Genomic DNA, 19,487 nt, shown 5'->3' on the forward strand with positions numbered 1-19,487 from the left:
TACAACATCGAATGAAAGAATATTCTTAAAACTTTAGGATTAATTTAGGTAATGTTTAACAAACCACTAAAAATGGGGTATAAAAAAAGCTGTCTTAGACAAGACAGCTTTTTATTTATTTCTATAGTAATGTTTTTAGAACCCTAATTCCTTTTTAACATCTACTAAAAGGTCTTTTCCTTTAGCTACAATTAAACCACCACCAGCTTGTGCGTCGATAACGTAATCATATCCTTGCGCGCTAGCAACTTTTTCTATAGCTGCTTTTGCTTTCTCTGATATTGGAGCAAATAATTCTGCTTGTTTTTTCTGAAATTCTTGTTGTGCAGCTTGTTGCGCCTCGCCTATACTTTTTTCATAACCTTGCAATTCTACAGCTCTTTTATCATTCTCTTCTTTAGACTTAGAAGCAGCTTCGTTTTGGTATTGGGTAAACTTATTACGCAACTCCGTCATGGAAGCTTGTATATCTGCATTATACGTTTCTTGTAATTTCTTAAGTTCTGCTTCAGCCGATTTCATTTCTGGCATCTGAGATAATAATTGTGTTACATCTATATGAGCTACTTTACTTTGTGCATTTACAAAACTTGTTGCTGCAATAAACAATACTAATGCTACAGCTATTTTCTTTACTTGTTTCATGATTTCAATTCCTATTTGAGTGTTAATTAATGGTACTAAATTATAATTTAATTAGTTATTTTTCTCTGTTTCTCTTTCTTCTTCTTTAGCTTTTTTCTTAGCTTCTCTTTCTTCTAACAATTTCTTTCTTCTTGCTTCATAGGCTTTTTTACGTTCCTCTCGCAATTTAAGTTGTTCTGCTCTCTTTTCATCTGCAGATTTAGCTCTTGCTTCACTTGCCTGTTCTGCCCTTGACTGACGCTCTTTTAGTTCCTCGCTAATTTCTTTTTCTAATTCTTCTTTGTCATCAAATTTATCTAAAGCTCTTTTATCTATCGATTTCTTTTTAGGAGCGCTAATTTTTCTTGTTCTAGCAATACCCCTTAAAATCAAATCACTAATATCGTGTCTTTTTTGAGAATACAACATTACAACATCTGCTGATTTATCAAAAATAAAATCATATTTTTTATTCGTTCCTATCTTTTGAACTTCATTAAAAACCTGATCTTGTATTGGCTGTATTAACCTTCTCTTCTGCAATATCAAATCTCCTTGCGGTCCAAAACGATCTTGTTGGTATTCCAACATTTCTTTTTCTAATATTTGTATATCCTCTTCGCGTTCCGAAATTAACTCATCCGTTAATAAAACCCTTTCAGCCATAAGGTCTTTTTTAGCCAAGTCTACAACACTTCGTTTTTGTTCTATTTGCAATTTCCACTTTTGCGCTTTTGCTTCTAACTGGGCGGTAGCTTCTCTGTATTCTTCTACATTTTCTAGAATGTATTCCATATCTACATAAGCTATTCTAACTCCCCTTTGCGCCTTGGTATTAATAGCAAATAAAATTGCTGTTACTACTAATAAAACTTTTGTTTTTAATTTCATTACGGTTATCGTTTTATCCTATTGAAAATATCGTGCCAAAAATACTAAATATTTCAAAATGAATACATTAGCTTTTAGCAAGTGTGATTTTTTAAAACTGTTGACCAATTATGAAGTGAGTTTCCCATCCGTGAGCTCCAGATCCTGGAATTGCCTGTCCATCTTCATCAAAACCATACCCAAAGTCAATCCCTAACAAACCAAACGCAGGCATAAAAATACGAAGTCCCACTCCAGCAGATCGTTTTAACTCAAACGGATTAAAGTCTTGAAAATTGTTGAAAGCATTACCCGCCTCTAAAAAGGCAAGACCATAGATAGATGCTGAAGGTTTTAATGTTAATGGGTATCTAAGTTCCATAGAAAACTTATTATATACTAGTGCACCTTCATTACTAGTATTTATAGATTGGTTTTCATACCCTCGTAATTGAACGACATCTCTACCATCTAGAGTAAAATTCCCTAAACCATCACCTCCTACAAAAAAACGCTCAAAAGGAACATTACCAACATTACTATTATAATTTCCTAAGAAACCAAATTCAGCATTAGTTCTTAATACTAAGGAATGATCTGCACTACCCATTAAAGTAGTATACCAATCTCCTTTAAATTTAATTTTATAATACTCCAACCACTTGTAACGCTCCTCTTCATCTTCCTCAAATTCTGCTCGCGTTTTAGAACCATCAATTACATCTTCCTGAGTCGCTAAAGCTTTATAATCTTTACCATTAAATAAAGACCATGGCGGTGTCAACTTAGCTGTAATCTCAAAATTAGAGCCACCTCTTGGAAATATTCGCCCACCAGCAGTTGCATTCCTAGAAATACCCAAAGTATAGGCTATAGAATTAAATTTTCCATTGGAAGTATTAAACAATCCAAGGTTATAATTTTTAAAATCATACAATTGGTAACTTAAAGAATGCGAAATAGTAAAAAAATCATCTGGCCATTGCACTCTTTTTGCCAAGCCTGCTGTTATACCAGTAATAGAAAATTGTCTATTTTTATCCACTTGTACTCTTCCTCTATTACTAAAATTTGCCTGAAATTGTTGCGTTCTAGATAAAGACAAATTAAAACGTACTGGCTTTTTTCCTCCTAACCATGGCTCCGCAAAGTTTAAGCTATATACTCTAAAGGTTCTACTTGCTTGTAAACGCAAAGCAAATGTTTGCCCATCTCCCATTGGTACAGGTTTATATTCTTCTCCTTTAAAAAGGTTTTTTATCGAAAAATTACTAAAAGAAAGTCCTAAAGTACCAATAAAGCCACCTCCTCCGTAGCCTCCTTGTAATTCTATTTGGCTAGAGCCAGATTCTACCAAACTAAAAGCTAAATCTACTGTACCTGTATTAGGGTCTGGGTTTATAATATCTGGTTTTACCTGTTCCGCATCGAAATAACCAAGCTGTCCTAATTCTCTAATACTTCTAATAATATCGGATTTGTTGTAACGCTGTCCCGGTCTAGTTCTTAATTCTCTGAAAATAACATGATCATTGGTTTTATCATTACCAGTAACTGTAACATGGTCCAAAAAAGTTTCCTTCCCTTCTATTATTCTTATTTCAAAATTAATGGTATCATTTTCTGCCGAAACTTCAACAGGATTAATACTCGAAAACAAATAACCATTATTCTGATAAAGACTTGTTACATCATTAGCATCTGGCTTAGAATCATCTGCAATACGCTCTCTTAATACAACACCATTATAGGTTGCTCCCTTTTTAATACCCAAAAGACGGTGCAATTGGCGATCTGTATACACACTATTACCAACAAAATCAATATCTCCAAAATAATATTTATTACCTTCTTCTAACTTTAGCTTAACCAAGATATTATTTTCATCTATTTTTTCTATAGTATCCGATAAAATACGTGCATCTCTAAAACCATTTTCCGCATACTTATCTACTAATAAATCTAAATCATTTTTATAGTCTTCCTCTATATATTTAGATTTTTTCCAAAAACGTCCTAACTTTTTTTTCTTAGTCTTTTTTAAAGCTTTTCTAAGTTTTTTTGCAGAGAGTTGGTCATTACCTTCAAAGACAATATCTTTTATTTTTACCTTTTCTCCTTTTTTAACATTAACCACCATGCTTTGCGCATTGGTTTCTGACGTATCTTTTGCTGTAGCAATAGTAACTGCTGCATTTAAATACCCCTGTTTTTTATATTTGTTTTCTAAATAATTTTTAGAATTAGCAATTAAACTTTGCGTAATTTTTTTTCCCTTTTTAAGATCAGTGTCTTTTAATATCTCATCTGTCTTACGCTTTTTAATACCATAAACAGTAACATTAGATAAGGTAGGGCGCTCTATTATGTTAAGCTCCAAAAACACTTTTTCTTCTTCTATATTAGTGATGTAAAAATCTATTTCACTAAAAAGCTCTAATCCCCACAACTTATTAATAATAGCACTAATCTGCTCTCCAGGGAGTGTAATTGGTTGCCCCACACGCAAACCAGTATATGTTTTCACCGTTTGCTCATTATAACTTTGTAGGCCAGTGACTTCTAACCCACCTAAAATATACTTCTTACCATCTTCGTAGGAAGGAGTATCCTGTCCAAAAGTTAGTGAAGCAATTATAATAAAAAGGGTTGTTAATAAAGGTGTTAGAAATATAACCTTTTTCGTTTTTCTAGTTGAGTTGTTCGCTAGTTTTTCCAAATCTTCGTTCTCTGTTCAAATAATTTTTTAATGCTTCTACCAAATGTTGTTCTGTAAAATCTGGCCAAAATACATCAATAAAATATAATTCTGCATATGCTATTTGCCAAAGTAAAAAATTACTTACTCTATGCTCACCACTTGTACGAATAAGTAGGTCTACATCTGGCAAATTGTGCGTGTAAAGATGAGTATTAATAATGGTTTCATCAATATTTTCAGGAGAAATTATATTATTTTTAACTTTGAGGCTTATTTGTTGAATTGCGTTTTTCAACTCTTCCCTAGCGCCATAACTCAATGCCAAAGTAAGGGTCATACCCGTATTCTCTTCGGTCTTAGCCATAACCTCTTGAAGTTCTTTCCTTACTTTAACGGGTAAAGCATTGATATCGCCTATTGTATTTAATTTAACGTTATTCTTTAAAAAAGTCTTCAATTCTTTTTTTAAGGAACTAACCAACAAGCGCATTAGCATCTCGACTTCCAGTTTTGGCCTATTCCAGTTTTCTGTAGAAAAAGTGTATAAGGTAAGGTACTCTATTCCTATTTTTACACAACTTTCAACTGTAGCTCTTACGGTTTTTATCCCATTTTCATGACCAAACACACGTAATTTTCCTTTCTTTTTTGCCCATCTGCCATTACCATCCATTATTATTGCTAAATGCGTTGGTAACTGATGATCTTTAATATCTTCTATAGTGTTCATGTATAGTTTTACTCAATAATCGAGATTACAATGTCTTGTAACGCATCTCGATAATAAAAATCAGTTTCTAATTTATGCCTTGCGAGCATCTCTCCAAGGTAATTTTACTCAAAACAATTGCCACATACAACTCTTCCAAAGGTATACGTTAATGTTACCCCCGAAAATACATACCAATCGTCACTAAAAATATTTCCGAATTTAAAAGCTTCAAAATTAGAGTTTTCTGGGTTACTAGCATCTAAATTATCTGTAAAAGTATACCTCGCTCCAATTTCTGCCCCAAAAATAAGCATTTGATTTAAACGAAGCTTAAAGCCAACAGTCATTGGTATTGCTAAAGCCCCATCTTTTTGGCCAAAATCTTGTAACACACCACCATTAAAATAATTGTACTTATATCTAAAATACGTAAGTCCTGTATACATATAAGGTGTAAAGGCAGGCCCCAATTGATGTAAGTTGTAATCCACAAAATTAAATTCTAATCCCGCGGAGGCCTCTAAAATAGAATTATCAACAACATACCCTCTTTGATTTCTAGATGGTATATTAGATTTTGCATCATCCGCTGTAAACTGCCCATAGGTAACACTTGCACGCCATGCGTATCTTTTACTTTTATTCCACTTAAATAAGCCACCATAGGCTAGTCCAGAAGGTAACAGATAACTTGTTCTCCCTACATCGCCAATATTATTAGCTCCACCAAGAAACAAACCTGCTTCATAAGTCTGTGCATTTAATCCTAAACAAGCAATAACGAAGATTACAAAAATACTTCTCTTCATAAAATTTAAAAGTTTACAAAAATAACAATTTCAACAGCTTACGCTAAAAAATTATCATAGCCCTGTTCTTTGAAGATAAACAGCTTTTATATGCTTTTATTGTTTATTTGCGTTCTCAATTTCTCTTATCCTCACCCCACAACAACTTATTACGAAGAGTTTTTAAAAAACTCTCCGAAGTATATTCTATCATTTTTATACTGAAACCTGCTTTTTTTATCTCAATTTCAGTTTCATTTTGTACAGAAGCTATTCTAGAGTCTAATGAAATTAAATGATTTTCTTCTCTACCGGACACCTTTAAACGAATTATAGTTTCATCAGAAATAACTAATGGTCTTGCATTTAAATTATGAGGAGCTATAGGAGTTAAAACTAATGACTTAGCCGTTGGTACAATTACCGGACCACCACAACTTAAAGAATAACCCGTAGAACCTGTTGGGGTTGAAACTATTAAACCGTCTGCCCAGTATGAGGTTAAATACTCTCCATTTAGGTACGTCTCTACTGTTATCATAGAGGTAGTATCTTTTCTGCTAACTGTTATTTCATTTAGTGCAAAATTTAGATTTTTAAACTCTCCTTCGTAGCCATCTACTTTTATCTCTACCAGGCTCCTTTCAACAATAGCATAATCACCCTTAATAAATTCCTGTACTACTTTACGAACATCTTCTTTTTTAAAAGTAGATAAAAACCCAAGTCTACCTGTGTTTACCCCTACAATTGGAATCCCCAAATCTTTAACATAGGTCGTAGCTCTAAGAATTGTTCCATCGCCTCCAAAACTAACAAACATATCAAAAGAAGTATCTAATCCCTGGTCGGATGTAAATGTCTTATACGTTTCTGATGATTTTTTAGCAACTAAATTGTTATAGAAATCTTCTTCTAAATAAACTTGAGCAGATTCTTTTTGAAGCTCTTGTAATAACTCTAAAACATATTCAAGAGCATTATCCTGATATGTTAAACCATAAATGGCAACTTTCATTTTTTTAGACATTTAAGTATTTATCTAAATAATCAGACCGATTTTTTAAATCTTCCAAAAATTTATCATCACTGTTACCAAAAATAATATTGTAATTATACCTTCTAAAAGTTTGCACCACATCGTTAAAATTTGATGTACTTATCTTTATAGTTACTTGCACTACATCATTTGTCATATCCGTAACAAATCCGCCAATAAATTTAGCGTTATTGCTTTCTACAATTTGAGCAATTTCACTAAAAGAATAATCCTTAACTCCTTTGGCTATCACTAATATATTCCCCGGATCTGTAAAAAAAGGAGTATCTATAAAAACACCCACCACATCGGTAAGATCATAATACCCTAACACTTCTTCCTTTTCTCCTAAAACAGGCAACAAATTGGCCTCATTACGAGCAAAGCCTTCTAAAACATCTAGCCAATTGGCTTCTTTTTTAGTAAAAAAGTGATCTAAGTTATATCTATAATCTTCAATCTTTTCATCTATTTTAAGGTTCTCCAAATCATTTTCACTTAGAACACCTAAATACCTTCCTTCCTCTGTAACTGCTACATGAGAAAAGGTTGTTGTTTCAAAAAATTGAATAACTTTCTTCATGGAGTCTTCAACCTTAAAAACAGGAATACCGGATAATATATGAGTCTGAATCTGCATATCTTTAAATATAACGCAAAATACTAATTTAAAATATCAAAAAGCATACCTAATTTGTATTTTTGCATTGCTTTAAATCAAAAAAGACAGCATGACTAAATTAAGCGTTAACATAAATAAAATTGCAACTCTAAGAAATTCTCGAGGAGGTAATGTTCCTAATTTGTTAAAAGTAGCAAAAGACATTGAAAATTTTGGAGCAGAAGGCATAACTATTCACCCAAGACCAGATGAGAGACATATTCGCTACCAAGATGCCATGGACCTCAAGAATATTGTAACCACGGAGTATAATATAGAAGGTAACCCCATAAAAAAATTTATAGACTTAGTTTTAGAAGTAAACCCTACTCAAGTTACACTGGTCCCCGATGCTATAGATGCGCTAACCTCCAATGCAGGCTGGGACACAATTAAAAACAAATCCTTTTTAACCGAAGTAATTTCTACTTTTAAAAAGAACAACATAAGAACTTCTATTTTTGTGGATCCAAACTCTAAAATGATAGAAGGTGCCGCAAAGGTAGGCGCAGACAGAATAGAATTATACACAGAGAGCTACGCGGAAGGATATGCTAAGAATAATTTAGATAGTGTAATTCCTTTTACTTCATCTGCAATTTTAGCCCACGAACTTGGTCTAGGAATAAATGCAGGACATGATTTAAGTCTTGATAACATAAACTATTTTAAAGAAAAAATACCTAACCTTTTAGAAGTATCTATAGGCCATGCTTTAATTAGCGAATCTCTTTATTTAGGATTAGAGAATGTTGTAAACATGTATTTAAATAAACTAAAATGAGACAAATATTACATTCTAAAATAATTGGAGAAGGCAAACCAATATGTATTTTACATGGTTTTTTAGGGATGTCTGACAATTGGAAAACCTTAGGCAGCCAATATGCTAATGAAGGCATGCAGGTACATCTTATTGACCAAAGAAATCATGGAAAAAGTTTTCATGCCGACACTTTTAACTATGACATATTAGCGGAAGACCTAAAAAATTATTTAGAACACCACGGTATTGAGCAGACTATACTAATAGGCCATTCCATGGGTGGAAAAACAGTGATGCAATTTGCCTGTTCTTATCCCAACATGACCCGAAAAATTATTGTTGCAGATATTGCTCCTAAATTCTACCCTCCACACCACCAAACAATCATCGATGGTTTAAACATAGTCTCAACAGAAGGTTTAACTTCTAGAAAAGAGGTAGACGCTAACTTAGCTAAACATATTCCTGAAATCGGTATTAGACAGTTTTTATTAAAGAATTTGTACTGGGAAGAAAAAGGAAAACTAGGGTTTCGGTTTAACCTTAAAGTCTTAAAAAACAAAATGGAAGAAATCGGAGAAAACATAAGCAATTCTGATTCTTACAATGGACCAACCTTATTTTTAAGAGGAGATAAATCTGAATATGTTATGCCTAACGATTCTCCCATAATTAAAAGCTATTTCCCAAATGCTGTTATAGAGACTATTGACAATGCCGGACATTGGTTGCATGCAGAAAATCCTAAACAATTTTTCAGTAAATCTGTACTTTTTATTAATCAGTAATAAATGCGTAATTTTATTAGGCGCCAACATTGGCACCTTTTTTGTTTAAATTATTAATATGAAACGTATATTAAGACTTCTTTTAAGTGCACTCGCTGTAATAATATTAGCGCAAATCTTACCAAGTGTAGGAATAGACAATTATATAACCGCTATAATAGTAGCACTAGTTCTAAGTGTATTAAATTTTTTAGTAAAACCTTTATTAATAATTTTCACTCTTCCCGTGACCATAATAACCTTTGGCCTTTTTTTACTATTTATCAATGCATCTATAATTCTTCTTGCAGATTATTTAATAGATGGTTTTTATGTAAGTGGTATATGGTCCGCTCTAATTTTCAGTCTACTTCTATCTATTTTACAATCCATTCTGTTCACTTTCCTTAAAGAAGACAAATAAAACGGAACTTAAGGTTTGAGATTCAGTGATTTAAAAAGTTGTTGAACTATATAAAATATACTACTTTTGCATCCCATTTTATTTATGCAAAAATAGATTCCATAATGAATATCACAAAAGAGCAGATAGACGATTTAAATGCTGTAGTAAAAGTTGCCATTACAAAGGACGACTATCAAGACAAAGTAGAGAACATCTTAAAAGATTACAAAAAACAAGCTAACATCCCTGGATTTAGAAAAGGGCAAGTTCCAATGGGGCTTATAAAAAAGCAATACGGAAAGGCGATTTTAGTAGACGAAGTAAACAAACTTATACAAGAAAATCTTAATAAATACCTTACAGAAGAAAAACTAGATGTTCTTGGTAACCCGTTGCCAAAACAACAAGACAGTTTTGATTGGGATCAAGATGATTTTGATTTTGAATTTGAATTAGGACTAGCTCCTAATTTTGAAGTTGCTTTAAAAACAAAAAAAGCAATTACCAGTTACAAAATTGTTGCTGATGACAAAATGGTTAACGAACAAATTGAGCGTATTGCAAAACAATATGGAAAACTAGTTAGCAAAGAAGAAGTTAGCAAAAAAGATGAAATTTCGGGTTCATTCTCTAATGAGGAAGAAGCAATAGATAACAAAACAACTTTAGAGATAGACAAATTAAAGTCCAAAAAAGCCATTGATGCTTTAGTTGGAAAGAAAGTTGGAGATGTCGTTGTTTTAAAAACTAAAGGGCTTTTAAAAGAAGAGCATTTATTAGCTAGTACTTTAGGTGTTGATGCGGAAAAAGCAAAAGATTTAAGCATTGAGGTTTCTTTTACCATAGAAGAAATAAACGAAAGAGAAGCTGCTCCATTAGACCAAGAATTGTTTGATAAACTTTTTGGAAAAGACGTAGTAACTTCTGAAAAAGAATTAAAAGCAAAAATTAAAGAAGATTCTGAAAAACAATTTGAACAACAAGCAGACCAAAAACTGTTAAATGACGTTACAGAATACTTTATTGAAAACACAAAATTTGAACTTCCGTCAAATTTTTTAACTAAGTGGATACAATCTACTGGAGAAAAACCGTTAACAGATGAGGAAGCTAGTGAAGAGTTTCAAAAATCTGAAAAAGGATTACGTTACCAATTGATTGAAGGGAAAATTATTAAAGACAATGATATTCAAATTCAATTCGATGAGTTAAAAGAATTTGCTAAAGGATTTATTAAAAGTCAAATGGCACAATTTGGACAATTAAATCCTCAGGAAGAAGAATTAGATAATATTGCAACCAGAGTTTTAAGTAACCAAGACGAAGTTAAAAGATTATCAGAGCAACTAATGAGTCAAAAATTACTTTCTCTTTACAAAGAAAAAGTAAACTTAAAGACTAAAGAATTGACATACGAAAACTTCGTTAAAGAAGTGTACGGATAAGTTTTGCATAAAATAAATAAGTATCTTTACGGTGCCGGAAATTTATTTTCGGCACCTTTTTTTACCTATAAAGTTGAATAAATATCGATTATGGATTACGGAAAAGAATTTAAGAATTACGCTATAAACCATCAAGGGATTAACAGCATGTACTATGACAAAATCATGAGCAGCATGTACCCAACAAATATGACTCCAAACATTATTGAGGAAAGACAACTAAATGCCATTGCTATGGATGTTTTCTCTAGACTAATGATGGATCGCATTATTTTTTTAGGAACTGGGATAAATGACCAAGTTGCTAATATTGTACAAGCGCAATTATTATTCTTAGAAAGTGCAGATGCCTCTAAAGATATTCAGATTTACATAAACTCTCCTGGAGGAAGCGTTTATGCTGGTCTAGGTATATATGACACTATGCAATTTATTAAACCAGATGTTGCTACTATTTGTACTGGTATGGCTGCATCTATGGGAGCTGTTCTTCTTTGCGCAGGAGAAAAAGGGAAACGAAGCGGACTAACCCATTCTCGTGTAATGATTCACCAACCAATGGGAGGTGCACAAGGGCAAGCAAGTGATATTGAAATTACGGCTAGAGAAATCCTAAAATTAAAAGAAGAGCTATACCAAATAATTGCACAACACTCTGGGCAAACCATAGATAAAGTTCACGATGATAGTGATCGCGATTATTGGATGAAGGCAGATGAAGCAAAAAAATACGGAATGATTGATGAGATTTTAGTTAGGGATAAACAATAATTCCGACTATATTAAAATTATATTTTGTATTTCATAAGATTGAACCAAAACATAAAATCTTTCGTTAAACAATAAGAAAGATACAGACTACTATGGCAAAAGAAAATTTAGAATGTTCATTTTGTGGCCGTAAAAAGCCAGAAACCAACCTTTTAATCGCTGGTTTGGATGCACATATCTGTGACAGATGTATTGAGCAAGCTCACGGTATTGTTGCTGAAGAATCTAAGCAAACAAAAAACGATGACCTTTCTAGCGAACTTATATTAAAAAAGCCTTTAGAAATAAAAGATTTTTTAGACACTTTTATAATAGGACAAGAGCGGACCAAAAAAGTAATGTCTGTGGCGGTTTACAATCACTACAAAAGATTATTACAACCCTCCTCTAAAGAGGATGACATAGAGATACAAAAGAGTAACATTATTATGGTTGGCCAAACAGGAACAGGAAAAACCTTAATGGCAAAAACTATTGCAAAAATGCTTAATGTTCCTTTAGCTATAGTTGATGCAACTGTACTAACAGAAGCGGGTTATGTAGGTGAAGACGTAGAAAGCATACTAACACGTCTTTTACAAGCTGCCGATTATAATTTAGAAAAAGCAGAAAGAGGTATCGTTTTTATTGATGAAATTGATAAAATTGCGCGTAAAAGTGATAACCCTTCTATAACTAGAGATGTTTCTGGAGAAGGTGTTCAACAAGGACTTCTTAAATTACTGGAAGGAACCGTTGTAAATGTTCCACCAAAAGGTGGTAGAAAACACCCTGATCAAAAATTCATAGAAGTAAATACCGAAAATATACTATTTATAGCAGGAGGAGCCTTTGATGGTATCGAAAGAGCAATAACCAAACGATTAAACATGCAAGCTGTCGGCTATAGTGCTTCTAAAGCTGATGAACAGTTAGACGAGTCTAACATACTACAATATATTATCCCTAAAGATTTAAAAGAATTTGGTTTAATACCAGAGATTATTGGAAGGCTTCCCGTGTTAACTCACATGAACCCTTTAGATAAAAAGACATTAAGAGCTATCCTAACGGAACCAAAAAATGCCATCATAAAGCAATACAAAAAGTTATTCGAAATGGATGATATATCTTTTTCTATAACGGATCAAGCTTTAGAATATATTGTAGAAAAGGCCATTGAATACAAATTGGGAGCTAGAGGACTACGATCTTTATGCGAAGCTATATTTACTGATGCCATGTTTGAATTACCAAGCAGTGACAAAAAGGAATTCAAAGTAACAAAGTCCTACGCTGAGAAAAAAATATCATTTGATACTATTAAAAAACTAAAAGCCGTTTCTTAATACGTGATATTTATAAAACAAAAAAAGCGAAGAGTTAATTCTTCGCTTTTTTTGTTTCTATACTTTTTAAAACTAAACTGCCTTTTTATTTTTCTTTGGCAATTTAGTAACTTGATCCAATAAATCCTTACAGACTTTTTTAATTATTTTTTCGTCTGTATACATAGTGTGACCAAAATTCTCTACACTTTCTACTTCTACACCCAATTTCTTTTCCCACTTAGAAGACGGTTTATAGGCATCATTTTTTCCAAAAATTAATCTCGTAGGCACCTCCGGTTTCTTATCTTCCATTCGGATTCTAGTTGCAGAAACAGTATACAAAGATTTCATTGGCATACCTAAATTTGCCGCTTTCCAAGCAATTGTGCCACCTACACTAAATGCTAAATAATGGCTTGCTACTTTTTCTTTTTTTGCTAAATGAGTCACAGCTGTATCAATGCCACCTTCCACAAATGCATTATGAATATTTTCTTCTGAATTTACTTTTAAATCTAGATTTGCTAATTGCTGACTATCGTAAAAAACAATATCAAAATATTGTTGAAGATAACCAAGGTAGGATGTTATCCAAAGTCCCTTTTTTGCCCCCCACATATCTGAAATAATTACTAGTCTTTCTGCCATTTTTAGTTGTTTAAATTAATAGTTCTATAGTGTCTAGAACTCTAATGTCTACATTTAACGACAGATATAGGCATTTAATTGTTCATCTGAAGCAATTCATCGATATATACTCTTTTATTAGACAATCTAGGTATCTTATGCTGCCCTCCGAGCTTGTCTTTAGACTTTAACCAATCATTAAACAAATTCTCCCTAGCAACATTAACTACCGGCACTTTCAATGTAATGTTATTATACCGTTTTGCTTCGTAATCAGAATTTAAAGATTTTAGTGCATTATCTAAAAACTCCGTAAAGTAATCTAGTTGCTTTGGAGGTTTTCTAAATTCAATAACCCACTCATGAGCACCTTTCTCTTTTCCAGACATAAATATAGGAGCTGCGGTGTAATCTTTTATCTCTGCTCCTGTCTTAGCACAAACACTTTTTAAAGCTTCTTCCGCGTTTTCAATAATCAATTCTTCTCCAAACACATTAATATGATGTTTGGTTCTACCCGTAACCTTAATCCTATAAGGACTCAAAGAAGTAAAACGAACCGTATCCCCTATTCTATATCGCCACAATCCAGAATTAGTAGTTATAACAATAGCATAGTTCTTAAGCAATTGCACCTCCCAAAGTGGAATTGCATGCTGCTCTATTGTTCCATAAGTTTCCATCGGGATAAATTCATAAAATATCCCATAATCCAACATTAACAAAAGATCTTTCTCGTTATTAGAATCTTGGATAGCAAAAAAGCCTTCAGAAGCGTTATAAATTTCGTAATACTTAAAACTCTTTCTTGGAAATAAGTTTTTATACTGATCCATATATGGACTAAAGCTAACTCCTCCATGAAAATAAACCTCTAGATTTTCCCATACCTGAAAAAGATGCTCTTTACCTGTTTCTTCTAGAACATTATTTAAAAGCACTAACATCCAAGAGGGCACTCCTGCTAAACTTGTTACATTCTCTTGCGTAGTTTCTGCTATAATAGCTTTTAGTTTAGATTCCCACTCACTCATTAAAGAAACCTTATTACTAGGTGTACTACTAAACTCTGCCCATAATGGCATATTATCAATTAAGATAGCAGATAAATCACCGAAAAAAGAACCATTATCTTCGTACAACTCTTTACTACCGCCCAACCGCAAACTCTTTCCTGTAAACAATTGAGAGTTTTCATTGTTATTTAAATACAAGCACAATAAATCTTTTCCAGATTTAAAATGACAATCCTCTAAAGCCTCTGAACTAACAGGAATAAATTTACTCTTAGCGTTGGTAGTACCACTACTTTTTGCAAATAGTTTCACTGCGGTTGGCCAAAATAAATTTTGCTCCCCTTTTCTTGTTCTTTCTATAACAGGTTCAACATCTTCATAAGCAACAATAGGCACTCTTTCTCTGAACGTTTGGTATTTATTTATAGATGTAAAATCATATTTTCTTCCAATTTCGGTATCCTCAGCAAATTCTAATAATTGACTTAAAACTTCTTCTTGCACCTCCGCGGGGTATTTTATAAAAAGTTCTATTTGATGGAATCTTTTTTTTAAGAGCCAAGAAGCGATAGAATTAAATAGTGGTATTGGCATTTTTGGGTATCTTTATACTGTTTTAATTTACATCTATTTTAAGATACAAATTCATTCTAAAAATAGCTTTAAAAGTTATCATTTTCAAATAGATTTACCAATAAGATTATATATTATGCAGTACGAAGGTGTTTTAAAAAAAATGCAAACAGAATTAGGATCTCCAATTCAATATTACTTAGTTTTTGATTCTGATTTTCTAAACATTAATCAAGTACTAGATAAAAATCTTACCATTGATTTTATTAAATACCAGTGTTTAAATTGTAAAAATGACAGAGCAATATATCGACAGGGTTTTTGCAAATCTTGTTTTTTTGAAACGCCATCTGCGGGGGATTGGATTATGCGCCCAGAGTTAAGCACGGCACATTTAGGCATAGAAGACCGTGACTTAGACTTTGAAAAAAAAGCGCAATTACAGCCCCATATTGTTTATTTAGCAAACTCTAGCAATGTAAAAGTGGGAGTAACTCGAAAAGCACAAGTACCTACGAGATGGATAGACCAAGGAGCACATGAGGCCATTGAGATAGTAGAAGTTCCTAATCGTTACTTAGCTGGTGTAACAGAAGTTGCTTTAAAAAACTATGTTGGCGACAAAACCAATTGGCGAAAAATGCTTACTAACAGTACAGATGATGAAAATTTAGTGGAATGGCGAACAAAATTAAAACCATACATTCCTTCTGAGGTTCAAGAATATTTTATAGAGAATAATACGGAAACCCACTTAGAGTTCCCAGTTCTTAAATACCCCGATAAAGTAAAAAGCCTTAACCTTAGCAAAACACCAAGCTATACAGGAAAATTAAAAGGAATTAAAGGACAATATTTAATCTTTGAAGACAATACCGTTTTTAATATTAGAGCAAACGAAGGCCTTTATGTTGGATTAACTATTAATTAGAAGTATCCTTTTTCTTTTTACCCCCCAAAAGACCTCCTAAAATATTTTTAGTCTTCTCTTTAATAACATCCTCTTCTTTTTTAGGAATTGTTATTGCAGAATCCGTTTTTACACTTGAGGTATCTTCTTTGGTATTTTTCCCTAAAATTCCACCTAAAACTTCTTTCACATTTTCCGCGGTTTTATCTCCATATTGCGAACTATCTCCTTCTTTTTTATTTCCTTCTAAAACATCGAAAAGTAAATCTTTAGCTTTATTTTTTCCTTGATTAATCAACTTCTGTTTTTGAATATCAATCAATTTAGAAGTTAAGTTTTTAACTCCACTTGTCATATCCGTAGATATTTTTGGACTAGCATACAACCCACTAATATTTGCTATAACAGGAATAGTCAAATCTTCTAAACTATCATCATTAATCTTCGCAATTAAGTTTGTTACATCACTCCCCAAGTATTTAGCAGGAACATCTACTGTCGCAGTATAATTAAGATTACTATCAAAAGTATGACTCCCAGCAATATTTACTTTTATATCGTCATATTTAATAGAAAATGGTTTTACTTTCACATTTCCATTTTCAAAAGACAATGCTGTTTTTAGCCCTTTTAAATCTATTTTATCTAATTTTATAAAGTTTAAAGAACTAGACAAAGAAGACAGTACTTTTGCTTTCTTAGGATTAATATCATTGGCCAATAATTCTGCCAATACATTACCGGAGATAGAAGCTAAATCTGGCGTAAAGTCATTGGTTAAATTTCCTGCTATTTTTATATTAGAATCTATCTTTCCTTCTAAAGCACTTGCAATTGGCGCTAAAACTTTAAAAAGCTCTAAGGATGTAAACGTTTCTCCTATACCTAATTTATCTAACGCTAGTTGCATATTAAAAGTTGCAGTATCTTCCTTTGTAGAAACCTCTCCATTAAATCCTACTTTTCCTCCTAACATAGAAGACGTCATGTTAGACAAGGTTGCTTTTTCATCCTTAATCTTAAGATTTCCTTTTACATCTTGCAGTTTTAGGTTATCGTAAAGCACGGTGTTAGCATATGCATTTATAGTACAATCTAAAAAAGACGGGATTTTTATCTGCTCTTCTGTTATATCTGGTTCTGCGATTTTTGTTTCGAGATTACCCCCCTCAGATTCAGTAGACATAAAATCGTTTAGTGCAAAAGTGTTAGAATTAAGGTTAAAATTACCCTCCAACTTTTCTTTATTAAACATAAAACCCAATAAATTATCCATGGTTCCTGTAGCATTAAAATCTGTCTTACCAGTTTTTCCATATAACTCATTTAGAGTTACTGTTCTAGGGGTAAATGTTATTGCTGTAGATTGTAGTTCTATGGGATTAGGCGCTTCGTTTGTTTTGTATACAAAATCCTTCAGCTGCATTGTTCCCGTTGTCTTTGTATTTTCATACTTTTCTTGTTCAACAGAAGCCATATCAAAAGCAGTACTAATATCTGCATTTAAAATACCTTGCAAATCTAAATCCGCTGGTACGGGATACGCCTTAGATAAGTTTCCCAAGTTCATAATCCCTTTTAAATGTGCTTCTACCTGAGTGTTTCCCATTAAATTCTTAATATGAGATACAACAGAAAACACATCCTTATCTATTCTAAATGAAGCTTTATTTATATCTACATAAGTATCCTCGGTATTGCCTGTTTTATTAGTTATGGCTACATCTATATTTATGTCATTAACTGAATTTGGTAAATTAGGATACTTAAATGATGCGTTATTAGAAGCAATTGCAATATTAAATTTAGGAATATGCGCTTCATCTACCACCCCATTAAATACACCTTCTACTTTAAAATCACCAGCCGTTTGTACATCTGATATGTTTTTAGAATATACTTCTGGAATAAGGGCTAAAAAGTTTTTAAAATCTGATGATGGGGTTTTAAAAGTAATATCTAATTCTTGGTTATTTTCATTCACTTGTACAAAACCATTAAAGACTAAAGGCAACTGATTTATTATCGCTTTATTTTCTAAGAAAGTGTACTTACTTTTTTCTAAATCTACTCCAATAACGGCGTCTAATTTTATTTTATTATTAGAAAGGTAGTTCGTAGAATCCAGTGCGAAAGAAACCAATGCATCTGTATGCGTGTTTAATTCGGAAGCAGCCAAAGATAAATCCCCTGAACCAGAATGATTCATCTTTTTAACTACCATCGTCATTCCTGAAACTTTATCTATATAATTTATTCTAGTATTGGTAATTGCATAAGAGTCCATAGAAAAAGTAAAGCCTACAGTTTCCTCTGAAGAACTATTTTCTTCTTCACTTTCTTTAGCTATGTGGTAATTAGCTTCTTCCTTTTTATTCACCAAAATATTTAACAGTGCATTATCAACTATAAGGCTCTTAACTTTTATAGGCTCATTTGCTTCTTTAAAAAGCTCTTTAATAGACATTTCCAATTCCAATTCACCAGAAGAGAAAAGCGTGTCCCCTGCAAAAGGTTCTTTGTTAATTAAAGATATATTCTCTAAACTTACTTTGGCATTTGGAAAATTAGAGAATAAACTCAGGCTGGCACCTTCAAAATCGAAGTTCGCCTCTACACTATGATTCACTTTATTTTTAATTACCTCTTCTATCTTTCCTTTTAGTAAAAAAGGAGCCGCTATAAGCGTTACAACTAGCAGTAAAAAAACAATTCCTAGAATCTTAAATACCTTTTTTTTCATATATCAATAAGAGTATGCATTTACAACTATAAAAAGGCTTAATTATTATGCCTCCAAATCGATTTCCTGATCTATTGCCAGGTTAAATCGTTTTCTAAAAATATATACGAAGAAATACAAAAAAGGGGTGTCTACAAATGCTATAATTATCTTAAAAATAAATCCGCTAACAACTAATCCAAAAAACAAATCCCATGGAAGCACCTTAAACAAACATAATAAACCAACAACCGTAAACGTATCTATAAACTGAGAAAAGAATGTAGAAAAATTATTTCTAAGCCATAAATGCTTGCCTTTGGTTACTTTTTTCCAAAAATGATAGATTTGGATATCTACAAATTGAGCAAATAAATACGCCAACATAGAAGCAAGAACAGCTAGTGGCGATAATGAAAAAACACTATTAAAAATAGCATCATTAATAGGAGAAGCATCTATTGCTGGAACGTAATTAGCTATCAATACAATTCCCATAGAAAAGAATGAAGCAAAAATACCAGCTACCACAATTTGATTAGCCTTCTTCTTCCCATAAATTTCTGATATTAAATCCGTTATTAAGAAAGTAATCGGATATGGCAAAATACCAACAGAAACCTCAAATAGAGGAGCCCCAAAAATGGTAACATCACCAAAAGGTTGCCAATAAAAAAATTTCTGAAAAATTAAATTAGATACCACTAATGAGGTAATAAACAATGCTCCTAGATATAAATATATTTTAAAAGCTACTTTCTTATCTAGAGCATTCATGC

At 32.4% G+C, this 19,487-nt stretch carries 18 protein-coding genes; 7 read left to right on the plus strand and 11 right to left on the minus strand.

All coding sequences use genetic code 11. From position 1 onward, the window contains the following. Window positions 1-135: 135 nt before the first annotated feature. From Q0856_RS01900 to Q0856_RS01930, 7 genes are all read right to left on the minus strand, one after another. Window positions 136-645, minus strand: coding sequence for an OmpH family outer membrane protein (locus Q0856_RS01900; RefSeq protein ID WP_298502091.1), 510 nt, complete (start codon window positions 643-645; stop codon window positions 136-138). 51 nt (window positions 646-696) lie between these two features. Beyond that, window positions 697-1,515 (minus strand): OmpH family outer membrane protein, encoded by an 819-nt coding sequence (locus Q0856_RS01905; RefSeq protein ID WP_298502094.1) that lies wholly within the window; start codon window positions 1,513-1,515, stop codon window positions 697-699. 91 nt (window positions 1,516-1,606) lie between these two features. Continuing rightward, window positions 1,607-4,213: a POTRA domain-containing protein gene (locus tag Q0856_RS01910; RefSeq protein WP_298473476.1), complete on the minus strand. Its 2,607-nt coding sequence runs from the start codon at window positions 4,211-4,213 to the stop codon at window positions 1,607-1,609. Further along, window positions 4,185-4,925: an isoprenyl transferase gene (locus Q0856_RS01915; protein WP_298473478.1), complete on the minus strand. Its 741-nt coding sequence runs from the start codon at window positions 4,923-4,925 to the stop codon at window positions 4,185-4,187. Before Q0856_RS01915 ends, Q0856_RS01910 begins: the two co-directional genes overlap by 29 nt. A 104-nt stretch (window positions 4,926-5,029) precedes the next feature. Continuing rightward, window positions 5,030-5,716, minus strand: coding sequence for a DUF6089 family protein (locus tag Q0856_RS01920; protein WP_298473481.1), 687 nt, complete (start codon window positions 5,714-5,716; stop codon window positions 5,030-5,032). Window positions 5,717-5,831: 115 nt separating this feature from the next. Beyond that, entirely contained in the window at window positions 5,832-6,713 is an 882-nt protein-coding gene (locus tag Q0856_RS01925) for an NAD kinase (protein WP_298473483.1), read from the minus strand. Between the two features lie 4 nt (window positions 6,714-6,717). Then, window positions 6,718-7,374 carry a CBS domain-containing protein gene (locus Q0856_RS01930; protein ID WP_298473486.1) on the minus strand — a complete coding sequence of 219 codons (657 nt, stop codon included), beginning with the start codon at window positions 7,372-7,374 and terminating at the stop codon, window positions 6,718-6,720. Window positions 7,375-7,465: 91 nt separating this feature from the next. Between Q0856_RS01930 and Q0856_RS01935 the strand changes: the two genes are divergently transcribed. The 6 genes from Q0856_RS01935 to clpX all read left to right on the plus strand — a co-directional run bounded on the left by Q0856_RS01935 (window position 7,466) and on the right by clpX (window position 12,878). Further along, a complete protein-coding gene (locus Q0856_RS01935; protein ID WP_298473489.1) occupies window positions 7,466-8,179 on the plus strand; it encodes a pyridoxine 5'-phosphate synthase in 714 nt (237 codons plus the stop codon). Further along, complete coding sequence (locus Q0856_RS01940) at window positions 8,176-8,949, plus strand: alpha/beta fold hydrolase (RefSeq protein WP_298502098.1); 774 nt, start codon at window positions 8,176-8,178, stop codon at window positions 8,947-8,949. Before Q0856_RS01935 ends, Q0856_RS01940 begins: the two co-directional genes overlap by 4 nt. A gap of 58 nt (window positions 8,950-9,007) precedes the next feature. Further along, complete coding sequence (locus Q0856_RS01945; RefSeq protein ID WP_298473496.1) at window positions 9,008-9,352, plus strand: phage holin family protein; 345 nt, start codon at window positions 9,008-9,010, stop codon at window positions 9,350-9,352. A gap of 104 nt (window positions 9,353-9,456) precedes the next feature. Then, a complete protein-coding gene (tig, locus tag Q0856_RS01950) occupies window positions 9,457-10,779 on the plus strand; it encodes a trigger factor (protein ID WP_298502102.1) in 1,323 nt (440 codons plus the stop codon). 90 nt (window positions 10,780-10,869) lie between these two features. Further along, a complete protein-coding gene (gene clpP, locus Q0856_RS01955; protein ID WP_298473501.1) occupies window positions 10,870-11,550 on the plus strand; it encodes an ATP-dependent Clp endopeptidase proteolytic subunit ClpP in 681 nt (226 codons plus the stop codon). A 92-nt stretch (window positions 11,551-11,642) separates the two neighbouring features. Beyond that, entirely contained in the window at window positions 11,643-12,878 is a 1,236-nt protein-coding gene (gene clpX / locus Q0856_RS01960; protein ID WP_298473504.1) for an ATP-dependent Clp protease ATP-binding subunit ClpX, read from the plus strand. Window positions 12,879-12,950: 72 nt separating this feature from the next. Here clpX and Q0856_RS01965 read toward each other — a convergent pair whose 3' ends face one another. Further along, window positions 12,951-13,508, minus strand: coding sequence for a hypothetical protein (locus Q0856_RS01965; RefSeq protein WP_298473506.1), 558 nt, complete (start codon window positions 13,506-13,508; stop codon window positions 12,951-12,953). Between the two features lie 74 nt (window positions 13,509-13,582). Continuing rightward, window positions 13,583-15,097, minus strand: coding sequence for a GH3 auxin-responsive promoter family protein (locus Q0856_RS01970; RefSeq protein ID WP_298502105.1), 1,515 nt, complete (start codon window positions 15,095-15,097; stop codon window positions 13,583-13,585). A 115-nt stretch (window positions 15,098-15,212) separates the two neighbouring features. Here Q0856_RS01970 and Q0856_RS01975 point away from each other — a divergent pair, with 115 nt between their 5' ends. Further along, window positions 15,213-16,007, plus strand: coding sequence for a DUF2797 domain-containing protein (locus Q0856_RS01975; RefSeq protein WP_298502108.1), 795 nt, complete (start codon window positions 15,213-15,215; stop codon window positions 16,005-16,007). On the opposite strand, the gene Q0856_RS01980 is transcribed toward Q0856_RS01975, so the two are convergent. Together Q0856_RS01980 and Q0856_RS01985 are read right to left on the minus strand one after the other, a co-directional pair. Next, window positions 16,000-18,729 (minus strand): AsmA-like C-terminal region-containing protein, encoded by a 2,730-nt coding sequence (locus tag Q0856_RS01980; RefSeq protein WP_298502111.1) that lies wholly within the window; start codon window positions 18,727-18,729, stop codon window positions 16,000-16,002. The two genes, Q0856_RS01975 and Q0856_RS01980, sit on opposite strands and share 8 nt — an antisense overlap. Before the next feature lie 45 nt (window positions 18,730-18,774). Further along, complete coding sequence (locus Q0856_RS01985) at window positions 18,775-19,485, minus strand: queuosine precursor transporter (RefSeq protein WP_298502114.1); 711 nt, start codon at window positions 19,483-19,485, stop codon at window positions 18,775-18,777. Window positions 19,486-19,487: the final 2 nt, after the last annotated feature.

This window comes from uncultured Maribacter sp. (assembly GCF_947496775.1).
Taxonomy (GTDB): Bacteria; Bacteroidota; Bacteroidia; order Flavobacteriales; family Flavobacteriaceae; genus Maribacter_B.